Source organism: Microbacterium meiriae (assembly GCF_040702565.1).
Taxonomy (GTDB): Bacteria; Actinomycetota; Actinomycetes; order Actinomycetales; family Microbacteriaceae; genus Microbacterium; species Microbacterium meiriae.
In genome coordinates this window covers 166,137-184,334 of record NZ_JBFBLJ010000002.1, presented here as the reverse complement: position 1 = coordinate 184,334, position 18,198 = coordinate 166,137, and the positions used below count along the sequence as shown (strand labels likewise).

The 18,198-nt window shown below is 71.5% G+C and carries 15 protein-coding genes; 4 read left to right on the top strand and 11 right to left on the bottom strand.

The window, feature by feature from the left end:
* Positions 1-9: 9 nt before the first annotated feature.
* From AB0310_RS08290 to AB0310_RS08280, 3 genes are all read left to right on the top strand, one after another.
* On the top strand, positions 10-1,512 hold the full coding sequence (locus AB0310_RS08290) for a sugar ABC transporter ATP-binding protein (RefSeq protein WP_025105377.1): 1,503 nt from the start codon (positions 10-12) through the stop codon (positions 1,510-1,512).
* Positions 1,512-2,546, top strand: a complete 1,035-nt coding sequence (locus AB0310_RS08285) for an ABC transporter permease (RefSeq protein ID WP_280565989.1) — start codon at positions 1,512-1,514, stop codon at positions 2,544-2,546. The genes AB0310_RS08290 and AB0310_RS08285 overlap by 1 nt, the downstream gene beginning before the upstream one ends.
* Before the next feature lie 134 nt (positions 2,547-2,680).
* Positions 2,681-3,682, top strand: coding sequence for an ABC transporter substrate-binding protein (locus AB0310_RS08280; RefSeq protein WP_071329175.1), 1,002 nt, complete (start codon positions 2,681-2,683; stop codon positions 3,680-3,682).
* A gap of 819 nt (positions 3,683-4,501) precedes the next feature.
* Here the strand turns inward: AB0310_RS08280 and AB0310_RS08275 are convergent.
* The 7 genes from AB0310_RS08275 to AB0310_RS08245 form a co-directional block, all read right to left on the bottom strand.
* On the bottom strand, positions 4,502-4,798 hold the full coding sequence (locus AB0310_RS08275; RefSeq protein WP_126894150.1) for a putative quinol monooxygenase: 297 nt from the start codon (positions 4,796-4,798) through the stop codon (positions 4,502-4,504).
* A gap of 23 nt (positions 4,799-4,821) precedes the next feature.
* On the bottom strand, positions 4,822-5,790 hold the full coding sequence (locus AB0310_RS08270; RefSeq protein WP_366237001.1) for a phosphotriesterase family protein: 969 nt from the start codon (positions 5,788-5,790) through the stop codon (positions 4,822-4,824).
* Positions 5,790-6,734 (bottom strand): shikimate dehydrogenase family protein, encoded by a 945-nt coding sequence (locus AB0310_RS08265; RefSeq protein WP_366237000.1) that lies wholly within the window; start codon positions 6,732-6,734, stop codon positions 5,790-5,792. The genes AB0310_RS08270 and AB0310_RS08265 overlap by 1 nt, the downstream gene beginning before the upstream one ends.
* Positions 6,731-7,708: a phosphoglycerate dehydrogenase gene (locus AB0310_RS08260; RefSeq protein WP_366236999.1), complete on the bottom strand. Its 978-nt coding sequence runs from the start codon at positions 7,706-7,708 to the stop codon at positions 6,731-6,733. The genes AB0310_RS08265 and AB0310_RS08260 overlap by 4 nt, the downstream gene beginning before the upstream one ends.
* Positions 7,708-9,198 (bottom strand): xylulokinase, encoded by a 1,491-nt coding sequence (gene xylB, locus AB0310_RS08255; protein ID WP_366236998.1) that lies wholly within the window; start codon positions 9,196-9,198, stop codon positions 7,708-7,710. The genes AB0310_RS08260 and xylB overlap by 1 nt, the downstream gene beginning before the upstream one ends.
* Positions 9,199-9,207: 9 nt before the next feature.
* Positions 9,208-9,783 (bottom strand): glucose-6-phosphate isomerase family protein, encoded by a 576-nt coding sequence (locus AB0310_RS08250; RefSeq protein ID WP_025105385.1) that lies wholly within the window; start codon positions 9,781-9,783, stop codon positions 9,208-9,210.
* Positions 9,784-9,906: 123 nt separating this feature from the next.
* A complete protein-coding gene (locus tag AB0310_RS08245; protein ID WP_366236997.1) occupies positions 9,907-10,881 on the bottom strand; it encodes an acetylxylan esterase in 975 nt (324 codons plus the stop codon).
* 80 nt (positions 10,882-10,961) lie between these two features.
* Here AB0310_RS08245 and AB0310_RS08240 point away from each other — a divergent pair, with 80 nt between their 5' ends.
* Positions 10,962-11,771 (top strand): DeoR/GlpR family DNA-binding transcription regulator, encoded by an 810-nt coding sequence (locus AB0310_RS08240; protein WP_366236996.1) that lies wholly within the window; start codon positions 10,962-10,964, stop codon positions 11,769-11,771.
* A gap of 11 nt (positions 11,772-11,782) precedes the next feature.
* Here the strand turns inward: AB0310_RS08240 and AB0310_RS08235 are convergent, their stop codons facing one another.
* The 4 genes from AB0310_RS08235 to AB0310_RS08220 form a co-directional block, all read right to left on the bottom strand.
* Entirely contained in the window at positions 11,783-12,670 is an 888-nt protein-coding gene (locus tag AB0310_RS08235) for a LacI family DNA-binding transcriptional regulator (RefSeq protein ID WP_268777049.1), read from the bottom strand.
* Between the two features lie 68 nt (positions 12,671-12,738).
* Positions 12,739-15,000 carry an FAD-dependent oxidoreductase gene (locus AB0310_RS08230; protein ID WP_366236995.1) on the bottom strand — a complete coding sequence of 754 codons (2,262 nt, stop codon included), beginning with the start codon at positions 14,998-15,000 and terminating at the stop codon, positions 12,739-12,741.
* Positions 15,001-15,037: 37 nt separating this feature from the next.
* Positions 15,038-16,843: a BNR-4 repeat-containing protein gene (locus AB0310_RS08225; protein ID WP_366236994.1), complete on the bottom strand. Its 1,806-nt coding sequence runs from the start codon at positions 16,841-16,843 to the stop codon at positions 15,038-15,040.
* 11 nt (positions 16,844-16,854) lie between these two features.
* Positions 16,855-18,180, bottom strand: coding sequence for an extracellular solute-binding protein (locus AB0310_RS08220; protein ID WP_366236993.1), 1,326 nt, complete (start codon positions 18,178-18,180; stop codon positions 16,855-16,857).
* Positions 18,181-18,198 lie beyond the last annotated feature (18 nt).

The following is an 18,198-nucleotide window of genomic DNA, read 5'->3' as shown; positions in this document are numbered from 1 at the left end:
GGTGAGCGCATGAGTGGACCCATCCTGAGGGTCGAGGGGATCAGCAAGGGATTCCCCGGTGTCCAGGCGCTGAAGGACGTGCATCTCGAGGTGCGCGCCGGCGAGGTGCTCGTCCTCGTGGGTGAGAACGGTGCCGGCAAGTCCACCCTGATGAAGATCCTCTCCGGGATCTACACCAAGGACGAGGGCACGATCACGTTCGAGGGGCAGGAGGTCGAGCTCACCAGCCCGCTGCAGGCGCAGGAGCTGGGGATCACGATCATCCACCAGGAGCTCAACCTGATGCCCGACCTCACGGTCGCGCAGAACATCTACGTCGGCCGCGAGCCCACGACGGGCCCGTTCCTGTCGGAGCGGAAGCTCAACCGGCAGACGGCCGAGCTGCTGCAGCGCCTGGACATCCACCTCGACCCCCGCCAGCGCGTGGGAGAGCTGACGGTGGCCGAGCAGCAGATGGTCGAGATCGCCAAGGCGCTGTCCTTCAACGCCAAGGTCCTCATCATGGACGAGCCGACGTCGGCCCTCACCGACAGCGAGGTCGAGACCCTCTTCGTCCTCATCGAGCAGCTCAAGGCGCGCGGCACCGGCATCGTCTACATCTCGCACCGCATGGACGAGCTGCGCCGCCTCGCCGACCGCGTGACCGTGCTCCGCGACGGCACATACATCGGATCACTCGACAAGTCCGAGATCACGATTCCGACGATCATCGAGATGATGGTCGGCCGCGTGATCGACGAGGGCACGCGTCCGCAGGCGCGGGAGCATCTCAACGACCCCATCGTGCTCGACGTGCAGGGGCTCTCCACGCGGAAGCTCCTCAAGGACGTGTCGTTCCAGCTGCACAAGGGCGAGATCCTCGGCTTCGCCGGCCTCATGGGCGCCGGCCGCACCGAGACCGCACGGGCCGTGATCGGCGCCGACCACCGCGACGGCGGCACGATCACGATCGGCGGGCGCACCGTCCGCATCGCGCAGCCCGCGGACGCGGTCAAGCACGGCGTCGGCTACCTCTCCGAGGATCGCAAGCTGCTCGGCCTCATGCTCGAGCAGGACGTCACCTTCAACACCGTGCTCGCGTCGCTCGGCTCCTACGCCAACGGCATCGGCTGGATGGGCGACAGCAAGGCGAAGAACCGCACCAAGGAATACGTCCAGCAGCTGCGGGTGAAGACCCCCTCGGTCAACCAGGTCGTCAAGCTCCTCTCCGGAGGGAACCAGCAGAAGGTCGTCATCGCCCGGTGGCTGATGCGCGACTGCGACATCCTCATCTTCGACGAGCCGACGCGAGGCATCGACGTCGGTGCGAAGGAGGAGATCTACCGCCTCATGCAGCAGCTCGCCGACGCGGGCAAGTCCATCATCGTCATCTCGTCGGAGCTCCCCGAGATCCTCCGGGTCGCGAACCGCATCGCCGTGTTCGCGAACGGCCGCATCACCGGGACGCTCCGCAACGAGGAAGCCAGCCAGGAGAAGATCATGCAACTCGCAGCCCACGGGGAGGAAGACTGATGAGCACCCCACAGCAGCCCGGATCGTCGACGACGACGATCATCCAGACGGCCGTCAACGAGGACACCGACAAGCGCGACGTCGCCGGGTTCCTCAAGCGGCAGTTCCAGCAGTCGCTCGCGTTCGGCACCCTGATCGTCCTGGTCATCTTCTTCTCGATCGCCAGCCCGAACTTCTTCACCTTCAGCAACATCGCCACGGTGCTGCTGTCCACCGCGGTCATCGGCATCCTCGCCCTCGGCACGACGTTCGTCATCATCACCGGCGGCATCGATCTGTCGATCGGCACCGGCATGGCGCTCTGCGCCGTGATGACGGGTGTGCTCATCACCAACCTCGGCCTGCCCGTGTGGGTGGGCGTGCTCGGCGGCATCGCGACCGGTGTGCTCATGGGTCTGGTGAACGGCGTCAACATCACCTTCCTGCGGTTGCCGCCGTTCATCGCGACGCTGGCCATGATGATGATCGCCGGCGGCCTCGCCCTCGTCATCTCGAACGTCGCGCCGATCTACTTCTCGACCTCGGCTCCCGACTTCAAGAAGATCGCGCTCGGCGTGCTCATCCCCGGCATCCCGAACGCGGTGCTCATCACCGCGGCCCTCGCGATCGTCGCCTGGCTCGTGCTGTCGAAGACGCTCCTCGGGCGGTACACGTTCGCGATCGGATCGAACGAGGAGGCCACGCGCCTCTCCGGCGTCAACACGCGCCGCTGGACGATCCTCATCTACATGTTCGCCGGCGCCTTCACCGGCATCGCCGGCATCGTGATCGCCGCCCGCCTCGACTCGGCCCAGCCGCAGATCGGCACGGGCTACGAGCTGCAGGCCATCGCGGCCGTGATCATCGGCGGCACCTCGCTGCTCGGCGGCCGCGGCTCGATCCTCGGCACCGTGATCGGTGCGCTCATCATGAGCGTCCTCGTCAACGGCCTCCGGATCATGTCGATCCAGCCGGAGTGGCAGAACATCGTCGTCGGCGTCGTCGTCCTGCTGGCCGTCTTCCTCGACTCGCTGCGCAACCGCCAGCGGACCTGAGACACGGCGGCGGCGAAACCCGTGCCCGCCGCCGTCCCCGGCTCCGGCCGGACCCCGCGGAACCCTCCGCACAGGCACCACGAATGTCCACCCGCCGGTCCTGGCCGGCACCCACACAGAACAACGGAGTTTCCATGAAATTCGGCAAGAAGACCGCATTCGCGGCACTCGTGGCCGCATCCGCGCTCGTGTTCGCCGGCTGTGCCGGCGGCGGCGACGTGATCGAAGAGGGCTCGGGCGGCGACACCGGCAGCAGCGACGGCGAGATGTACATCGCCATGGTCTCGAAGGGCTTCCAGCACCAGTTCTGGCAGGCCGTCAAGAAGGGTGCGGAGGAGAAGGCCCAGGAGCTGGGCGTCAAGATCACCTTCGAGGGCCCGGCCGCCGAGACCGAGATCGCGCAGCAGCTGGAGATGCTGACCGCCGCGATCGACAAGAACCCGGACGCCATCGCCTACGCCGCCCTCGACCCCGAGGCGTGCGTCGCCCCGCTCGAGCAGGCGAAGTCGAAGGACATCCCCGTCGTCTACTTCGACGCCCCGTGCAACGGCGACGTCGGACTCAGCCTCTCCGCGACGGACAGCAAGGTCGCCGGCGCGCTGGCGGCCGAGCACATGGCCGAGCTGATCGGTGGCGAGGGCGAGGTCGCCATCGTCGGTCACTCGCAGATCAACTCGACGGGTGTCGAGCGTCGCGACGGCTTCGTCGAGAAGATCGAGGCGGACTACCCCGACATCGAGATCGTCGACATCCAGTACGGTGACGGCGACCACTTGAAGTCGGCCGACATCGCCAAGACCCTCATCGCGGCGCACCCCGACCTCAAGGGCATCTACGGCACCAACGAGGGCTCGGCCATCGGCGTCGTGAACGCCGTGAACGAGCTCGGCCTGGAGAAGGGCAAGATCACCATCGTCGGCTTCGACTCCGGTGCAGCCCAGATCAACGCCATCAAGGACGGCACGATGGCCGGCGCCATCACGCAGGACCCGATCGGCATCGGCGCCCAGGTCGTGCAGGCGGCCTACGACGCGGCCAACGGCGACGACGTCGAGGAGTTCTACGACACCGGTTCCTACTGGTACGACAAGAACAACATCGACGACGACAAGATCGCCGCGGTCCTCTACGAGTGACCCGCACGATGGAGCCCCTCGCCTTCGGGCGGGGGGCTTCGTCGTGTTCAGGGGTGTTCCGGGTCCGTGGGTCCGTGGTCCGTAGTCCGTGGTCCGTGGTCCGTGATCCGTGGTCGATCGTCGGTCCGATTGCACGACCCCGGGGCGGATGCACGATCGGAACCCCGGTTTCCTCGTGCGCCCGTGTCGGGGTCGTGCAGATGAACAGGGTCCGGGGGCGGGTCGGGTCGGCCTGGGGTCTGGGGTCTGGGTCTGGGATGGGTCTGGGGTCTGGGGTCTGGGTCTGGGATGGGTCTGGGGTCTGGGGTCTGGGGTCTGGGTCTTGGGTCTGGGGACTGGATCTGGGTCGGGCCTGGGATGGGACCGAGGGTGGGACGGAGGCACGACGTGGGGACCGATGTGTGACCGGGTGGGCGGTTCGGTCGTGCCGTCGTGGCAGGGGTGTGCAGGTGAAACCGGATGGCCGAGTGGAGTCGTTCGGCCGGGGACGGTGAGCCCAAGGTGCGGATGCACGACGCGGGGACCGATGTGTGACCGGGCGAGCGGTTCGGTCGTGCCGTCGTGACAGGGGCGTGCAGGTGAAACCGGAGGGCCGAGCGGAGCCGTGTGGCACGGGGGACGGTCAGCCAGAAGGACGGACGTGAGCACGACGAGGGGCGGATGCACGACGGGGTGACGGGGGCACGACGAGGGGGGGCCGGAACGGGCGTGCGGGCGTGGCGAGGTCGTGCAGGTGAAACAGGGAGACGGAGAGGGGAGACGGGGAGGGGAGACGGGGAGGGGAGACGGAGAGGGGAGACGGAGGGGGGGCAGAGGGGGTCAGAGGGGGCGGAGGAACGTGAGGATCGAGGTGGGCTCGACGATGAGTTCCTGGAGCGCGGCGTTGAAGGGGACGCCGGCGGGTGCGTGGAGATGGGCCTGGAAGGCGTCCTCGTCGCGGTAGACCTCGTAGACGAAGAAGCGGTCGGGGTCGTCGACGAGGCGGTGGGCCTCGAAGACGATGTTGCCCTCCTCGGCGCGGACGACTTCGGCGAAGTCCCGCAGCAGTGCCGCGACGCGGTCGGCGGCCCCGGGCTGCGCGGTGAAGACGGCGTGGAGGACGGTGGGTTCGGGCATGACGACTCCTCGGGTTCGGGTGGTCAGGGGCGGAGGGTCAGGAAGCGCGCCGGCGTCGTGACGAGCATCCGGTGCACCGCGTCATCGCCGACGGCTTCGCGGAGTCGCGGGAGGTAGCGGTCGCCGAGGTAGGCGAGACCCGGCATGCCGCCGTAGGCGATGTATCGGGTGCGACGGGCGACGTCGCCCCCGAGCAGGATCCGGTCGCCGGCCCCGCGCTCGACCACGGAGACCGTGAGCGTCAGCAGCTCCGCGTCGGACCGGGTGCGCGGCCTGGCGAAGCCGTCGTAGCCGAGGTGGGCACCGCGCTCGGCGAGCGAGACGTGCAGACCGGGGTCGGGGTCACGGTCGGCGTGGGCCAGGACGACGCGATCCGCTGCCACCCCCTCGGTCTCGAGCAGATCGAGGACCTCGTGGGCCGCGGTGCCGAACTCCAGATGCACCATGACGGGCGCTCCCGTCTCCCGGTGCGCCCGGGCGACGGCGACCAGGGTCGTCCGCTCGAACGGGCTGATGCGCCAGTAGTCGGCGCCGCCCTTCAGCATCCCGGCGCGCACGGGCTCCCCTCCGGGGCCCGCGGCGAGGGGCACGTCTGGCGTCTCGAACACCGCGGCGTCATCCGCCGGCATCCCCCGCGTGAGGTCGGACACGAACAGGGCGGCCAGGCGGTCGGCGCCCCACACCTGCATCGGGTGGTCGGGGCCGTAGTGGGCCTCACGGTGTCGACCGGTCGTCGCGACGACATGCAGCCCGGTCGCGGCGCTGATGCGGGCGACGGCGGCGGGGTCGCGGCCCAGGCCGAACGGCGTGGCGTCGACCATGGCCTCGAAGCCGCTCGCCCGCAGCAGGCCGGCTTCCTCGCCGGACGCAGTCTCGTCGTCGAGCTCATCCCCGACCAGCAGCGGTGACACCTGGAACAGGTGCTCGTGGTAGTCCACGCGCCCGAGCTGCGACGGGTCGATGTCGCCGAGGACGGTCCGCACGGCGGGCATCAGCGCACCGACTCCGCAGCCTCCGCGAGGCGCTCGACGGTCTCGGGCGTGAGGTCGAGGTCGAACACGTCCGCCACGACCTGCGACCAGCCGTGGATGAAGTACCGCCAGCCGTCGACCACGTGCAGCGCGCGATCGTCCTCCTGTGCCTCGGCCTGGTGCAGGAACTCCAGCGAGCCGCGGTAGTTGAACTCCCACACATACGCGCCCTCGGGGAACACGACGGCGTCGGTCAGCGGGGAGCCGGGGCGGTCCTTGCCGAGCCCGGTGGCGTTCGCGATGACCGATCCCGCGGGCGCAGCGGCGACCAGGGCGTCGGCCTCCTCCGGCGTCTCGGTGACGACGTAGCGGAGGAGTCCCTCGGGGGTGCCGTGCTGGCGGTGCACCTCGCGGAGGTGGTCGAGCTTGTCCTGCGTGCGCGCGGTGACGGTGATGAGGGCCGGAGCATCCTCCCGCTCGGCGAGGGCCCAGCTCAGCGCGGTGCCCGATCCGCCCGCACCCAGGATGACGACCTCGGCCCCGGTGCGCGCGAAGTGGTCGGCGGGGAGGAAGTCGCGCAGCGCCAGGTCGACCGTGATCGGGTCCTTCGCGCGGCCGGACAGCGTGGACCCGCGCTTGGCGATGCTCGAGATCTCGGCGCAGGACACGGCGAACGGGTCGAGGTCGTCGAACAGGTCGGACGCCGCCGCGTACACGTTCATCTTGTGCGTGGTGACCAGCGCGCCGCGGTGGTGCGGGTCGTCGCGGATCTGCTCGACCATGGCGCGGTACTGGGCGGGGTCGGCATCCATCGGCAGGTCGTGGCCGACGAGGGTCCGGGTGGGGAGGTCGAGGATGTCGGCCCACAGCGGGAACACCTTCATGATCGACGACGAGGCGGTGGTGACGCCCACGAAGCCCATGTAGTCGGCGGTGGAGGGGGCGGACGTCGCGGCGGTGGTCATCGGTTCTCCTCGGGGGCGGACGCGGGGACGGGGACGAGGTGGGCGGGGTCGGCGCCGCGGAGGACTGCGATCACGTCGTCGAGGGACAGCGCCCCCATGTTGTCGACGGCCTGGGTGGTCTGGGCACCGAGGTGCGGGGTGACGATGACGCGGTCGGCGAGCGCCGGGTCGAGCAGGGGGCTGTCGTGCGCGGCCGTGTCGCCGTCGAGGGTGTCCGCCGCGTACCCGGCGAGGATGCCGTCGCGGAGCGCGTCGGCCACGGCCTGCTCGTCCACGAGGTCGCCGCGGGCGGTGTTGACGAGCACGGTGCCCGGTCGCATCCCGGCGAGGCGGTCGGCGTCGACGAGCTGTTGCCCGCCGGGGGCGTGCAGGGTGATCACATCGGCGGTGCGGAACAGGTCGTCGAGGTCGACGGGTTCGGCGCCGCGGTCCCGCACGAGGTCGGGGGGCAGGAACGGATCGGAGGCGAGCAGCCGCGGACCGAACCCGCCCAGTCGCCGCGCGACCCCCTGGCCGATCCGCCCGAAGCCGACGATGCCGACGGTCGCCGCGCCGAGTTCCCGTCCGCGGCGCACGGTCCAGTCGCCGTGCCGCACCCGGCGGTCGCCGTCCGGGATGGTGCGCAGGGCGGCGAGCATGAGGCCGACCGCGTGGTCGGCGACCGCGTCGGCGTTCGCGCCGGGGGTGTTCGTGACCGGGATGCCGCGCTCGCGTGCCGCCGCGAGGTCCACCGCCTCGGTGCCGACCCCGTAGCGCGCCACGACCTTGAGCTTCGGGCCGGCGGCGAGGTGCGCGTCGGTGACCGGTCCGGTGCCGGCGATCCAGGCGTCGGCGCCGTGCAGCAGCACCCGCAGCTCATCGAGGTCGTGATGCGCGGGTCCGCGGAGGATACGGTGTCCGGCCTGCGCGGCGCGCCCGACCAGGTCGAGGTCGCCGTCCGAGAAGGAGCGGCTCGTGACGAGGATGACGCCCATCAGTGCGGCCTTCCGGCGAACCACGGCGCGAGGGCCGTGTAGGCGTCGGTGAAACGCGCGTGGCGCTCGGCGTAGACCGCATGCCGGGAGGGGTCGGGCGTGAACTCGGCGGTGACCTCGCTGAGCGCTCGGGCGGCGGAGAAGTCGGTGAGGCCGAGACCGACGGCTCCCGTGACCGCGGCACCGAGGCTGTTCGCCTCCTCCACGATGGTGCGGCGACGAACCGGCACTCCCCAGACGTCGGCGAGGACGGCGAGGTAGACGTCGCTCTGCGCGCCGCCGCCGACGGCGTCGATGCGGTCGATCGTCGCGCCAGCCTCCCGGAACGCCTGAAAGCAGGTGAGGAGGTTGAACGCCGTCCCCTCCAGGACTGCGCGCACGAGGTGGGCCCGCCCGTGGTGGCGGGCGAGACCGACGAACGCGCCGCGCGCGTCGGGATCCCACAGCGGGGAGCGCTCGCCGAGCAGGTAGGGAAGGAAGTAGAGGTCGTCGGTGTCGACATCGCTCGCGGCCTCGGCGACGAGGCGCCCCGTCTCCGGGTGCGCGGGGTCGACGGAGAGGGCTTCGGCGATCCACTGCACGGAGGCGCCGCCGGCCTGCATGGTCGCGGTCGGCACGAACGAGCCCGGGACGACGTTGTCGAAGGTGAAGGTCCGCATCGCGGCGTCGTGCAGCGGGGCGTCCGCCGCGAAGGAGATCCACGACGAGGTGCCGAGGCAGACATAGGCGCCGTCCTCGGGCGCCACGATTCCGGAGCCGACCGCGGCGAGCGGTCCGTCGCCGCCGCCCATGACGACCCGGACGCCGGTGTGCAGCCCGAGCGCTTCGGCCGCGGCGGCCGTGAGCGGGCCCGCGATCTGCGTCGACTCCAGGATCTCGGGGAACAGGGCGGGATCGAGCCGCGCGGCGGCGAGGACCTCGGGGGACCACGTGCCGGCGACCTGGTCGTACGCGTTCGTGCCGGAGGCGTCCGAACGGTCGGTGGCCAACCGCCCGGTCAGCCGCAGCACGATGAAGTCCTTGGCCACGCACACCCGGCGCACGCGCTCCCACACCTCGGGTTCGTTGTCCCGGACCCACATGACCTTCTCGATCGAATAGGTGGGGTTGAGGCGATGACCGAGGATGCCGTACGCGCGCTCGGCGCCGACCGCCGCCTCGAGCTCGCGCTGCTGGGCGCCGGCGCGGGTGTCGGCCCAGATGATCGCCGGCCGCGCGGGCTCTCCGTCGGCATCGAGGAGCACGGCGCCCATCATCTGCCCGCTGACCACGAGCCCGGCGACGTCGGCGGCGGCGGTACCGGTGCGCGCGAGCAGATCGCGGGTCGCCGTGACGACCGCGTGCCACCAGTCGGCCGGGTCCTGCTCGGCGACGCCGCCGGCCGCGAAATGCGCCGGATACGGCACCGTGACCGCGGCGATCAGGCGGCCGTCGTCGTGGTGCAGGGACGCCTTGTTCCCGGTCGTGCCGAGGTCGTGGGCGATGATCATGGCCGGAGCCTATTCCGCGTAGGGACGCAGGTCGACGCCGGACTCCGCGCGGAACGCCCGCGAGCCCATGCCGTGCTCCAGCACCCAGCCGTAGTCGTGGCCGGCACCACCCGGGTACACGGCGAGGAAGGAGTAGGGCTCGTCCCCGGTGTTCACGGAGCGGTGCGCCCAGCCCGGCGGGATGTAGCCGATGGTGCCCGGGAGCATGTCGAGCCACTCGGTGCGCTCGCCGTCGAACATGAGCAGTCCGCCGCGGCCGTGCAGCGCGAGGTAGATCTCGCCCTGGTGGTCGGGGTGCTGGTGGCCCTTGGTCATCCAGAGCTCGCCGCCGGTGTCGCCGGGCATGATCGTCGTGATCGACTGCGGCAGCTCGCGCTCGATCTCGGGCACAGGGGAGCTGACGACGGTGTAGACGATCGGGTCCTCGCCCGCGGCGGCGGCCGCCCAGGCGTCGTGGTCGCGGAACAGGCCCTCGAGGTCGGACATCCGCCGGGTCAGCGTGGGGCCTTCGGGGGAGAGGGTGAGCTTCTCGGCGTCGAAGGCGATCGCCATCGGGGAGATCGGCGGGGTCTGGTACTCGGGCATCCATGCTCCTCGAAACGGGTGCTGCGTCGTCGCGCAACCTGTAATGACAAGCTCACTGTACCTGTTATGACAGGTTGCGTCCAGTGCTCTCCTGCGCGGAGGAGGACGCGCGCGCGACGGCCGTCAGCCGGCGAGCACGCGCTCCAGGTGCGCGCGCCCGCCGCGGATGGCGCCCGCCGTCACGTCCGCCGACCCCGGGTACTCGGCGTGACCGGCCGGAAGGACCGCCAGGTCGAGGTCGCGGGCCCCCGCGGCGACCGCGAACTGTCCCTGCGGCGGCACGTACTGGTCCCAGAGAGCCGCCTCCACCCGGACCGGTACCTCCGCGAAGCCGATGCTCGTGGAGGAATCGAACCAGCGCAGCACCTCGCGTGCCTCGGGGTGGCGCTGCACGTGCTGACGCACGGTCTCGCCGCTCCCCAGGCATGGCACCGCCAGCCGTTCGTCGTACTGGCCGAAGCTCGGCACGATCAGGGTGGCCCCCACGAACCGGTCGTCCCACGGCAGCGCGAGCGCGCCGATGCCGCCGCCGAAGCTCTCCCCGACGTAATAGAGAGGAAGCGCGCCGACGACCGAGACGAGGACGTCGGCCGCCAGCCACAGGTCGCGCGCGCAGAGGCCGAGCACGTAGCGCTCCGGATCGTCGATGCCCGCGAGCACGTGCTCCGGGGTCGGCTCGGGTGCACCCACTCCCGCGTTCAGCACGCCGAGTCCGCGGGCCACGGGATAGATCGCCGCGACGTCGTCCGGCACCCGCGCGAGGTCGACCGCTTCGCGTCCGCCGTACCCGTGTCCGTGCACGACACCCGCGCGGGGCGTGCCGTGGAGGGGCTCGACGACCCAGGCGCGCAGTCGCACGCCGTCGACGCCGGCATGCTCGACGACGGAGACCCGACGGCCCTGCTCCTCGGAGGTGGAGAGGACGACGGGGGCCGCGTCCACCGTCGCGGCCTCCCGCCGCCAGCGTCGCCAGCGGTCGACGAACCCGGGCGGCGCGGGCACCGGGAGCACGGCACGGAGGTCGGCTTCGGTCCGGCCGTAGCTGCCGTCGAATGCGGCATCGGGGAACCAGGTGGCGTAGGGCTCGGGGAAGGTCATGCGGGCTGAGGGATCCTGTTCCGGGAGTGGGGCGGGCGGGGGTGCGTGGCAGACTGGAGGCTCCATCGGAAGGAGACCGCGTGCTGGTCACGGAACGCCGCGAGCGCATCCTCGCCCTGACCCGCGATCGCGGTACCGCCTCCATCGTCGAGCTCGCGGCGACGCTGCAGGTGAGCGAGATGACGGTGCGGCGCGACATCGATCAGCTGGCCGAGGAGGGTGCGGTCGAGCGCATCCGCGGCGGCGTGCGGGCGCGAGGTCACCAGCGCCTGGCTCCGGCTCCCGCGGCCTCGGCCGAACGACGGGCGATCGTCACGGCGGCTGCGGACCTCGTGGAGCCGGGCATGGCCGTCGGCATCTCCGGCGGACCCACGGCGCTGGCGCTCGCGCGGGAGCTCGTGCGCATCCCGGAGCTCACGGTCGTCACGAATGCCCTGCCGGTCTCCGACCTGTTCTCGCCGCCGGACCGCGCGGACGCCCCGTACACGCAGACGGTCGTGCTCACCGGGGGCGTGCGAACGCCCTCGCAGGCCCTCGTCGGACCGGTCGCCGTTCGCGCCCTCGAGCACCTGCACTGCGACCTCGTGTTCCTCGACGCCCACGGCCTCGACGAGCAGGCCGGGATCACGACCATGAACCTGCTGGAGGCCGAGACCAACCGGGCGCTCATGGCTGCGGGGCGGGAGGTCGTCGTCCTCGCGGAGCACAGCCGCTGGGGCGTGGTCGGACTCACGACCGTCGCCGACCTCAGCGACATCGACCGCCTCATCACCGACGACGGCCTCGACGACTCCGCGCGGGAGCTGCTCGCCGCCCACGTCGGTACCCTGCACGTCGCGCCGCGCGACGGCGGCGACGAACGTGCGCTCGCGGCGGCCCTCGCGGACTGAGTCCGCCGCCGTCATCGGGCCGTGCTCGCCCGCGGAATCAGCCGGGCGCCGACCGTCACGTGCCGCACCGGGAGATCGGCTCCCGGGGGTGCGGCGATCTGCCGTTCCAGCTCCGTGAACGCGGCGTCCACGAGGCGCGCGTGGTCGGGGGCGATGGTGCTGAGGGCGGGGACGGCGAAGCGTGCGGCGCGGATGTCGTCGATGCCGACGACGGCGACGTCTCCCGGCACGTTCCGTCCCTGGGCCTGAAGGGCGGCCAGGGCGCCGAGGGCAACGGAGTCGTTCGAGCAGACGATGCCGTCGAGGTCGGGGACCGCGGCGGCCATGGCGCCCGCCACGCGTTCACCCTCCTCGGCCGTGAAGGCGTCGACCTGCGCGGTGAGTGCGGGATCGGCGGGGATTCCGGCGGCGGCCAGCGCCTCCAGGTATCCGGCATGCCGACGGTCGGCGGCGTCCGACGGGCGGGCATCGCGGCGACCGACGAAGGCGATGCGGCGGCAGCCGACCGCGAGCAGGTGCTCCGTGGCGGTGTAGGCGGCGGCCCGGTTGTCGATCGTCACGTGCGTGAACGGGCTCACCTGGATGTGCTCGCCCAGCAGCACGAGCGGCCCGGGGGAGGTGCGGCGCGTGAGGTCGGCGACCGTGAGCGAGCGCGGGATGTGGATGAGCCCGTCGATGGGCGGCAGGCCGACGCCGTTGGCGACGTCGATCTCGCGGCCGTGGTCGCCCTCGGTCTGCACGATGAGCACAGCCAGGCCCCGGTCATCGGCGCCGCGGACGATGCGCGAGCCGAGCTCCGCGAAGTACGGCTCCTCCAGATGCGGCACCGCGAGCGCGATGAGCCCCGTGCGGGTGGCCCGCGCGACGGGGAGCACGCGGCCGCCGGGCGAGGTGGTCACCTGCGGCCTCCTGGAGGGACGACGGTCTCCGCCGGGACGACGGATGCCCTTCACGTTAGCGCCCTCCGTCACGATTGCACTCGGAACGCGATCACGCGTGCCTCCGCGACGCCGTTCGTCCGCTCCACCACGAGGCGGGCGGCCGTGAAGGCGCCGAGGTCCGCCGGCAGCGGATGCACCCGCAGGCGATGGCGGTTGTCGCGCTCCTCGGCCACGGTGCGCCACTCGTCCGAGCCCTCCGGCTGCACCTCGACGCGATAGTCGCGCACGAGCTGGGGCAGCACCTCGTCGGGGCTGCGGTGGTGATGCAGGGTGTTGAGCTCCAGGTCCACGTCGTCGTCGAACACGAGACGGATCTCGGATGCCGTGACCGGCTGCTCCCAGTCCAGGCGCAGCCACTGCGGGCCCTCCGCCTCCGGGGCGGACGCCCACAGGTGCGGTCCGCCGAACGGACGGTTGTAGCCGGAGACGGCGCGCTCCGGCGCGACGGCCTCGGAGTCCGGGCTCGTGCGGAACGCGGGCACCCGGCCGCGCAGCGGCTTGGTCGGCCACTGCACGAGGAGGCCGTCGCGGTCGACCTGCACGTTGCGGTCGTCGTTGTCGACGCGGTGCACGAGGGTGAGCACCCCTGGCGGCAGCTCGGAGGCGAGCTGCACGTGCACCTGCGGGTTCGCGCGGAGCACGACGATCGCGTTCTGCGGCTCCTCCGGCGCGAAAGGCGTCTCCGCCCGCACCCAGGACGGGCCACCGGCGGGGACGTCGATCACCGTGCGGTGCTCGAGCACCGCGGGCACGATGTTCTGCGGACGGCCCGTGGACCAGACCTCCACCATGACCTGCGTGTCGGCCTCGGCGCTGAGCAGGAGCTCGGTGGTGTCGAGGCGCGGGTGCACGGGGACGACGATGCCGAGGTCGTCCGTCAGGGTGTGCGGGGTCGCCGCGGCCACGGTGCTCTCCGGGGTGCCGATCGTGCGCAGGGTGCTGGACGCGGTGACGGCGGCGGTGCGGGCGAGGTCGGAGGGATCCTCGTTTGCGACTCCGATGAGGGAGGCGTCGGCGCGCAGCAGCGTCTGCCGGAGTTCCGCACGGTGGTTCTCGTACAGCTCCCGGGGCGTGGCGTCGTGGGCGTAGCAGAGGGCGGCGGCGGTGCCCGCGGCCTCGCCCATCGCCGCGCACGTGGCCATCACTCGGGCGGCACCGAAGGCGATGTGCGTGGCCGAGATATCGCGACCCGCCATGAGCAGGTTGTCGACGTTGACGGAGTAGAGCGAGCGGAACGGGATCTCGAAGACGCCGTCCGAGAAGCGCTGCACCGCGCCCGCCCCCGTCGCGTACATGCCCTCGGCGGGATGGAGGTCGATGGACCAGCCGCCGAACGCGATGCCGTCATCGAACGACGTCTGCTCCAGGATGTCCTGCTGGCGCAGCGTGTAGTCGCCGATGAAGCGGCGGTACTCGCGCTTGCCGGGGATGTTGCCGATCCACTCCAGGGTCAGGTTGTCGGCGTCGAACTCGCCGGAGTTCTTGATGTGGTCCCAGATGCCGAGGATCACCGACCGCAGCTCGTCGCGGATGGCCTCGTTGTCGTCGACGATGTCGAGCGTGCCGCCCCACTCGATCCACCAGTAGTGCGCGCCGCTGTCGCCGCTGCGGATGATGCGCGACGAGGGGATCGGGGTGGTCGAGATGTCCTTCGCGCTCTCCGGCGCGACGTACTTCACCGGGTGCCCGAGATCCTTCGTATAGAAGAGGAGCGTCGAGCCGAGGAACTCGCGCACGGGCTGCTCGGGCGCCCAGTCCTCGCCGAACTCGCGGCGGCTCTCCTTGCCCAGTCGGTGCCGGGCGCCGACGAGCCGTCCGACCAGGCCGTCTCCGGTGCAGTCGAGGAAGAGCGGCCCGCGGAAGACGGTGCGGATCTCCGAGCCCATCGTCCAACCGGTGACCGACCGGACCCGACGGGCGTCGTCGGGTCCGGTGGCCTCGGCCTCGAGCACCTCCGTGTTGAGGAACAGCGTGAGGTTGGGCTCGCGGCGCACGATGTCGAGCACCACGTCGTCCCAGTACACGGGGTTGCCCTCGGGGTTGCGGAACTGGTTCTCCCGGTACATTTCGCCGATGATCCCGGTCTCCCGCGCCCACCGCTGGTTGCCGTGGGCGGTCGCTCCGCACACCCAGACCCTCACCTCCGAGGAGGAGTTGCCGCCGAGCACCGGCCGGTTGTTGATCAGCACGGTACGTCGGCCGAGGCGGGCGGCCGCGACGGCGGCGCTCACTCCGGCGAGGCCGCCGCCGACGACGATGATGTCGGCTTCGACGGTCTGGGTGCGCATGGGGATGGGTTCCTTTCGGGAGGGGTGGTGATGCCGCTCAGCGCGCGGCGATCGCTTCGATCTCGTAGACGCGGGCGACGTCGGTGGCGGAGTCGGACGGGTCGGTGATGACGAGGCGCACGGCATCGGCCGTCCGCCCCTGGGCGTCGACCACGACCGTCGTCTGCGTGTTGCCGGTGACGGTGCCGACCGTGACCCAGCCGCTCGCGGTGCGCAGCTGGACGGTGAAGTCGCGCAGCACGGAGGTCTGCGGCGGGCCGACCGTGTATCCGCTGCGGACCCGGACGACGTCCAGCGGCGCGGCCTCGTCCCACTCGACCGTGATGGTCGGCTGGGTGTCGGAGGCCGCCGAGATCCACCGGCTCGCATCCGTGCAGCCGCCGTCGATCGCCTTCTCCGGGCCGGTGTCGGCGCGGAGCTGGGACGAGGCGGTCGCGGTGCCGCCGAGCGCCAGGTTCTCGCCGCCGGCGTCGCCCCGGAGGGAGGCCACGATGGCGGAGAGGCTGGTGGTGCCGGCCTGGCCGTCGCGCGGGATCTCGGCGTGCCGCAGCGTCCCGCCGCCGGGAACAGCGGGGGCGCTGAGGTAGACGACGTCGGTGCCGGCGGCGCGGGTCGCCGCGCGGAGCCGCTGCTGGCCCACGACGGGGTCGCCCACGGTGTCGGCGGTCCATCCGGAGGCTCCGGCGGTCAGCAGCACCGTCTGACTGCGGGTGATGCCGCAGTCCTGCACCGACACCACCGCGTAGACGCGGGTCTCACCGCCCGCGGTCGTCGTGTCGAGGGCGGCGATGGTCTGCACGCCGCCACCCAGGGCGTCCGTGTCCACGAGGGTCTCACTCGTCCAGGCCGAGCCGGTCCAGGTCGCCCATCGCACGTCGAAGGCGTTCTCCGTCTCATCCGCGTACCGGTAGGTCACGCCCACGAGCTCGCCGTCGGCGAGGGCCATCTTCGCGGTCTGCACTGCCGGCACGGCGTCGCCGATGGTCTCGCCGGGCTCGTAGCCGCGCCACACGACGGCGCCGGGGGTGTCCGGGCGGATCGGGGTCGGCAGCGCCTGCCCGGCGACGTCGCGGAAGCCGCCCGTGGTCGGGTCGTACACCGCGTACGAACCGAGGTGACGGTAGGGATCGGCGGGCCACGGACCCCACTCCCACAGCACGTGCACCTTGCCGTCCGCGTCGACCTCGAGGTCGTCCGGGTAGAAGGAGTGGTTCACGGCCGCGGCGATCGTGGTCTCCCGGCTCCACGTCCCGGCGGCGGGGTCGTAGTGGTACAGCACCCCGTCGCGGCGGGCCTGCGGGTCGGCGCCCACCCGCACCATGAGCCAGATGTCGCCGTCGGCGCCCTGCGCGGTGACCGGGTAGGAGATCGCGGCGCCGGCGTCGGGCATCTCGGCGCTCACGTCGACGAGCGAGGTCGCGTCGTAGGGCACGGTGGAGCGGAAGTACTTCCACGGCTCGTGGTGCATGGAGACGAACGCGTGGATGTACCCGTCGCCGTCGATCGCGATGGACGGCTGGTTGTGGCCGTTGTCGTCCGCGTACTCGGCGCAGGCCCCGGTCGCCAGACGCAGGCAGCCGGTGGTCCACGTGCCGTCGGCGGCGCGGACCGAGAGGTTCACCTGATGCTTCGCGGCCACCGAACCGGGCACGTTGTACGCGAAGTACGTCTCGTCGCCGTCGACGACGAGCGGGTTCCACCAGCCGGACTGGTTGGAGCTGTCGACCGTGACGGGCACGGTCTCGACGTCGGGGGTCGCGGCGGCGGCCGGAGCGGGCACGGCGAGGACGAGCGCGGCGAGGGCGGCGGCAGCGGTGGCGCCGGCCTTCCAGCGGAGGGTCATGGCGATGTTCCTCAGCCCAGCAGCTTCTGCGCCTGGTCGCCGGCCTGCGCCATCGCGTCCTTGGCGCTCTGCTGACCGACGAGGACGGCCTGCACGCGGTCGGCGATCACGGTCTCGATCTGGGCGTACTGCGGGTACTGCCAGAACGGGTTGGTGGTGGCGGTCGCCGTGATCTTCTCGGCGAAGCGGGCGCCGAACGCGTCGGACCCCACCTCCTTCGAGGCCTGCGCCTCCTCGGTCACGGGCGGCAGGCCGCGCAGCTCGTAGTCGCCGAGCACCGCCTTCAGGTCGCTCGTGGCCCACTGGCCGAAGTCCGCGGCGGTGCGGGTGCTGTCGCCGGAGCCGCCGCCGACGATGGCGATGGCGCCGCCCCAGACGAGGGCGCGCGGGGTGTCGCCCTTCTTCAGCACCGGGCGGGACTCGGGCACGAGCTTGGAGGCGAGGTCGGGATCCGGCGAGTCCTTCGTGACGGACGCGCGGCCCACGGGGGCGTCGTCGTAGATCGCGGCGCGGCCCTGGGCGAACAGGGAGCGGGCGTCGAAGCGGTCGACGTCGGCGGCGATGAGCCCCTGGTCGTACAGCGACTTGTACCAGGTCACCGCCTCGATGCTCGCGTCGTCGCCGATCGTGACCTTCCCGTCCTTGACGAGGTCGCTGCCGAACGTCTGCATCCAGATGAGGACGTCCTTGAGCTGGGCGGCCTTGGTCGAGGCGGCGTAGGGGATGAGGCCTCCGCCGAGGGCCTTGAGCTTCTTCAGCGCCGCCTCGAAGTCGTCGACGGTGGTCGGGAACGTGGAGATCCCCGCCTTCTTCAGGAGCTCGGAGTTGGTGATGAGGCCGATCGCGCCGATGGTCCACGGGAACGCGTACTGCTTCCCGTCGAGCTGCGTGGCCTCCAGGCTCGAGGCGGTGTAGCCGCGGCCCTTCGTGAGTGCCGAGACGTCCTCCAGCTTGCCGAGCGCGGCCAGCGAGGCGAGCCAGGCGACGTCGACGTGCGCGGCGCCGGTGAACTGCCCGCCGCGCACCTGCAGCATGAGCTGCTTGAAGTACTCGTTGTAGGGGAAGGAGACCTCGGTGATGCCGACGTCGTTGGTCTTCTTGTAGCCGTCGAGCAGCGCGCGGGTCGCCGGGGCGGCGGCCTCCTCGGTCAGCGACCAGCTGGAGAAGGAGAAGTCGGTGGCGGTGAAGTCGCCGGTGCCGAGCCCGGCGCCGGGGGAGGAGGACGGACTGCCGCTGCCGCCGCCGCTCGGCATGCAACCGGCGAGGAGGAGGCCGGCGGCGCCGAGCCCGGCGAACTGCAGCAGCTGGCGACGGGAGACGGTGGTGTTCTCGGACATGAGGGTGCTCTCTCTTCT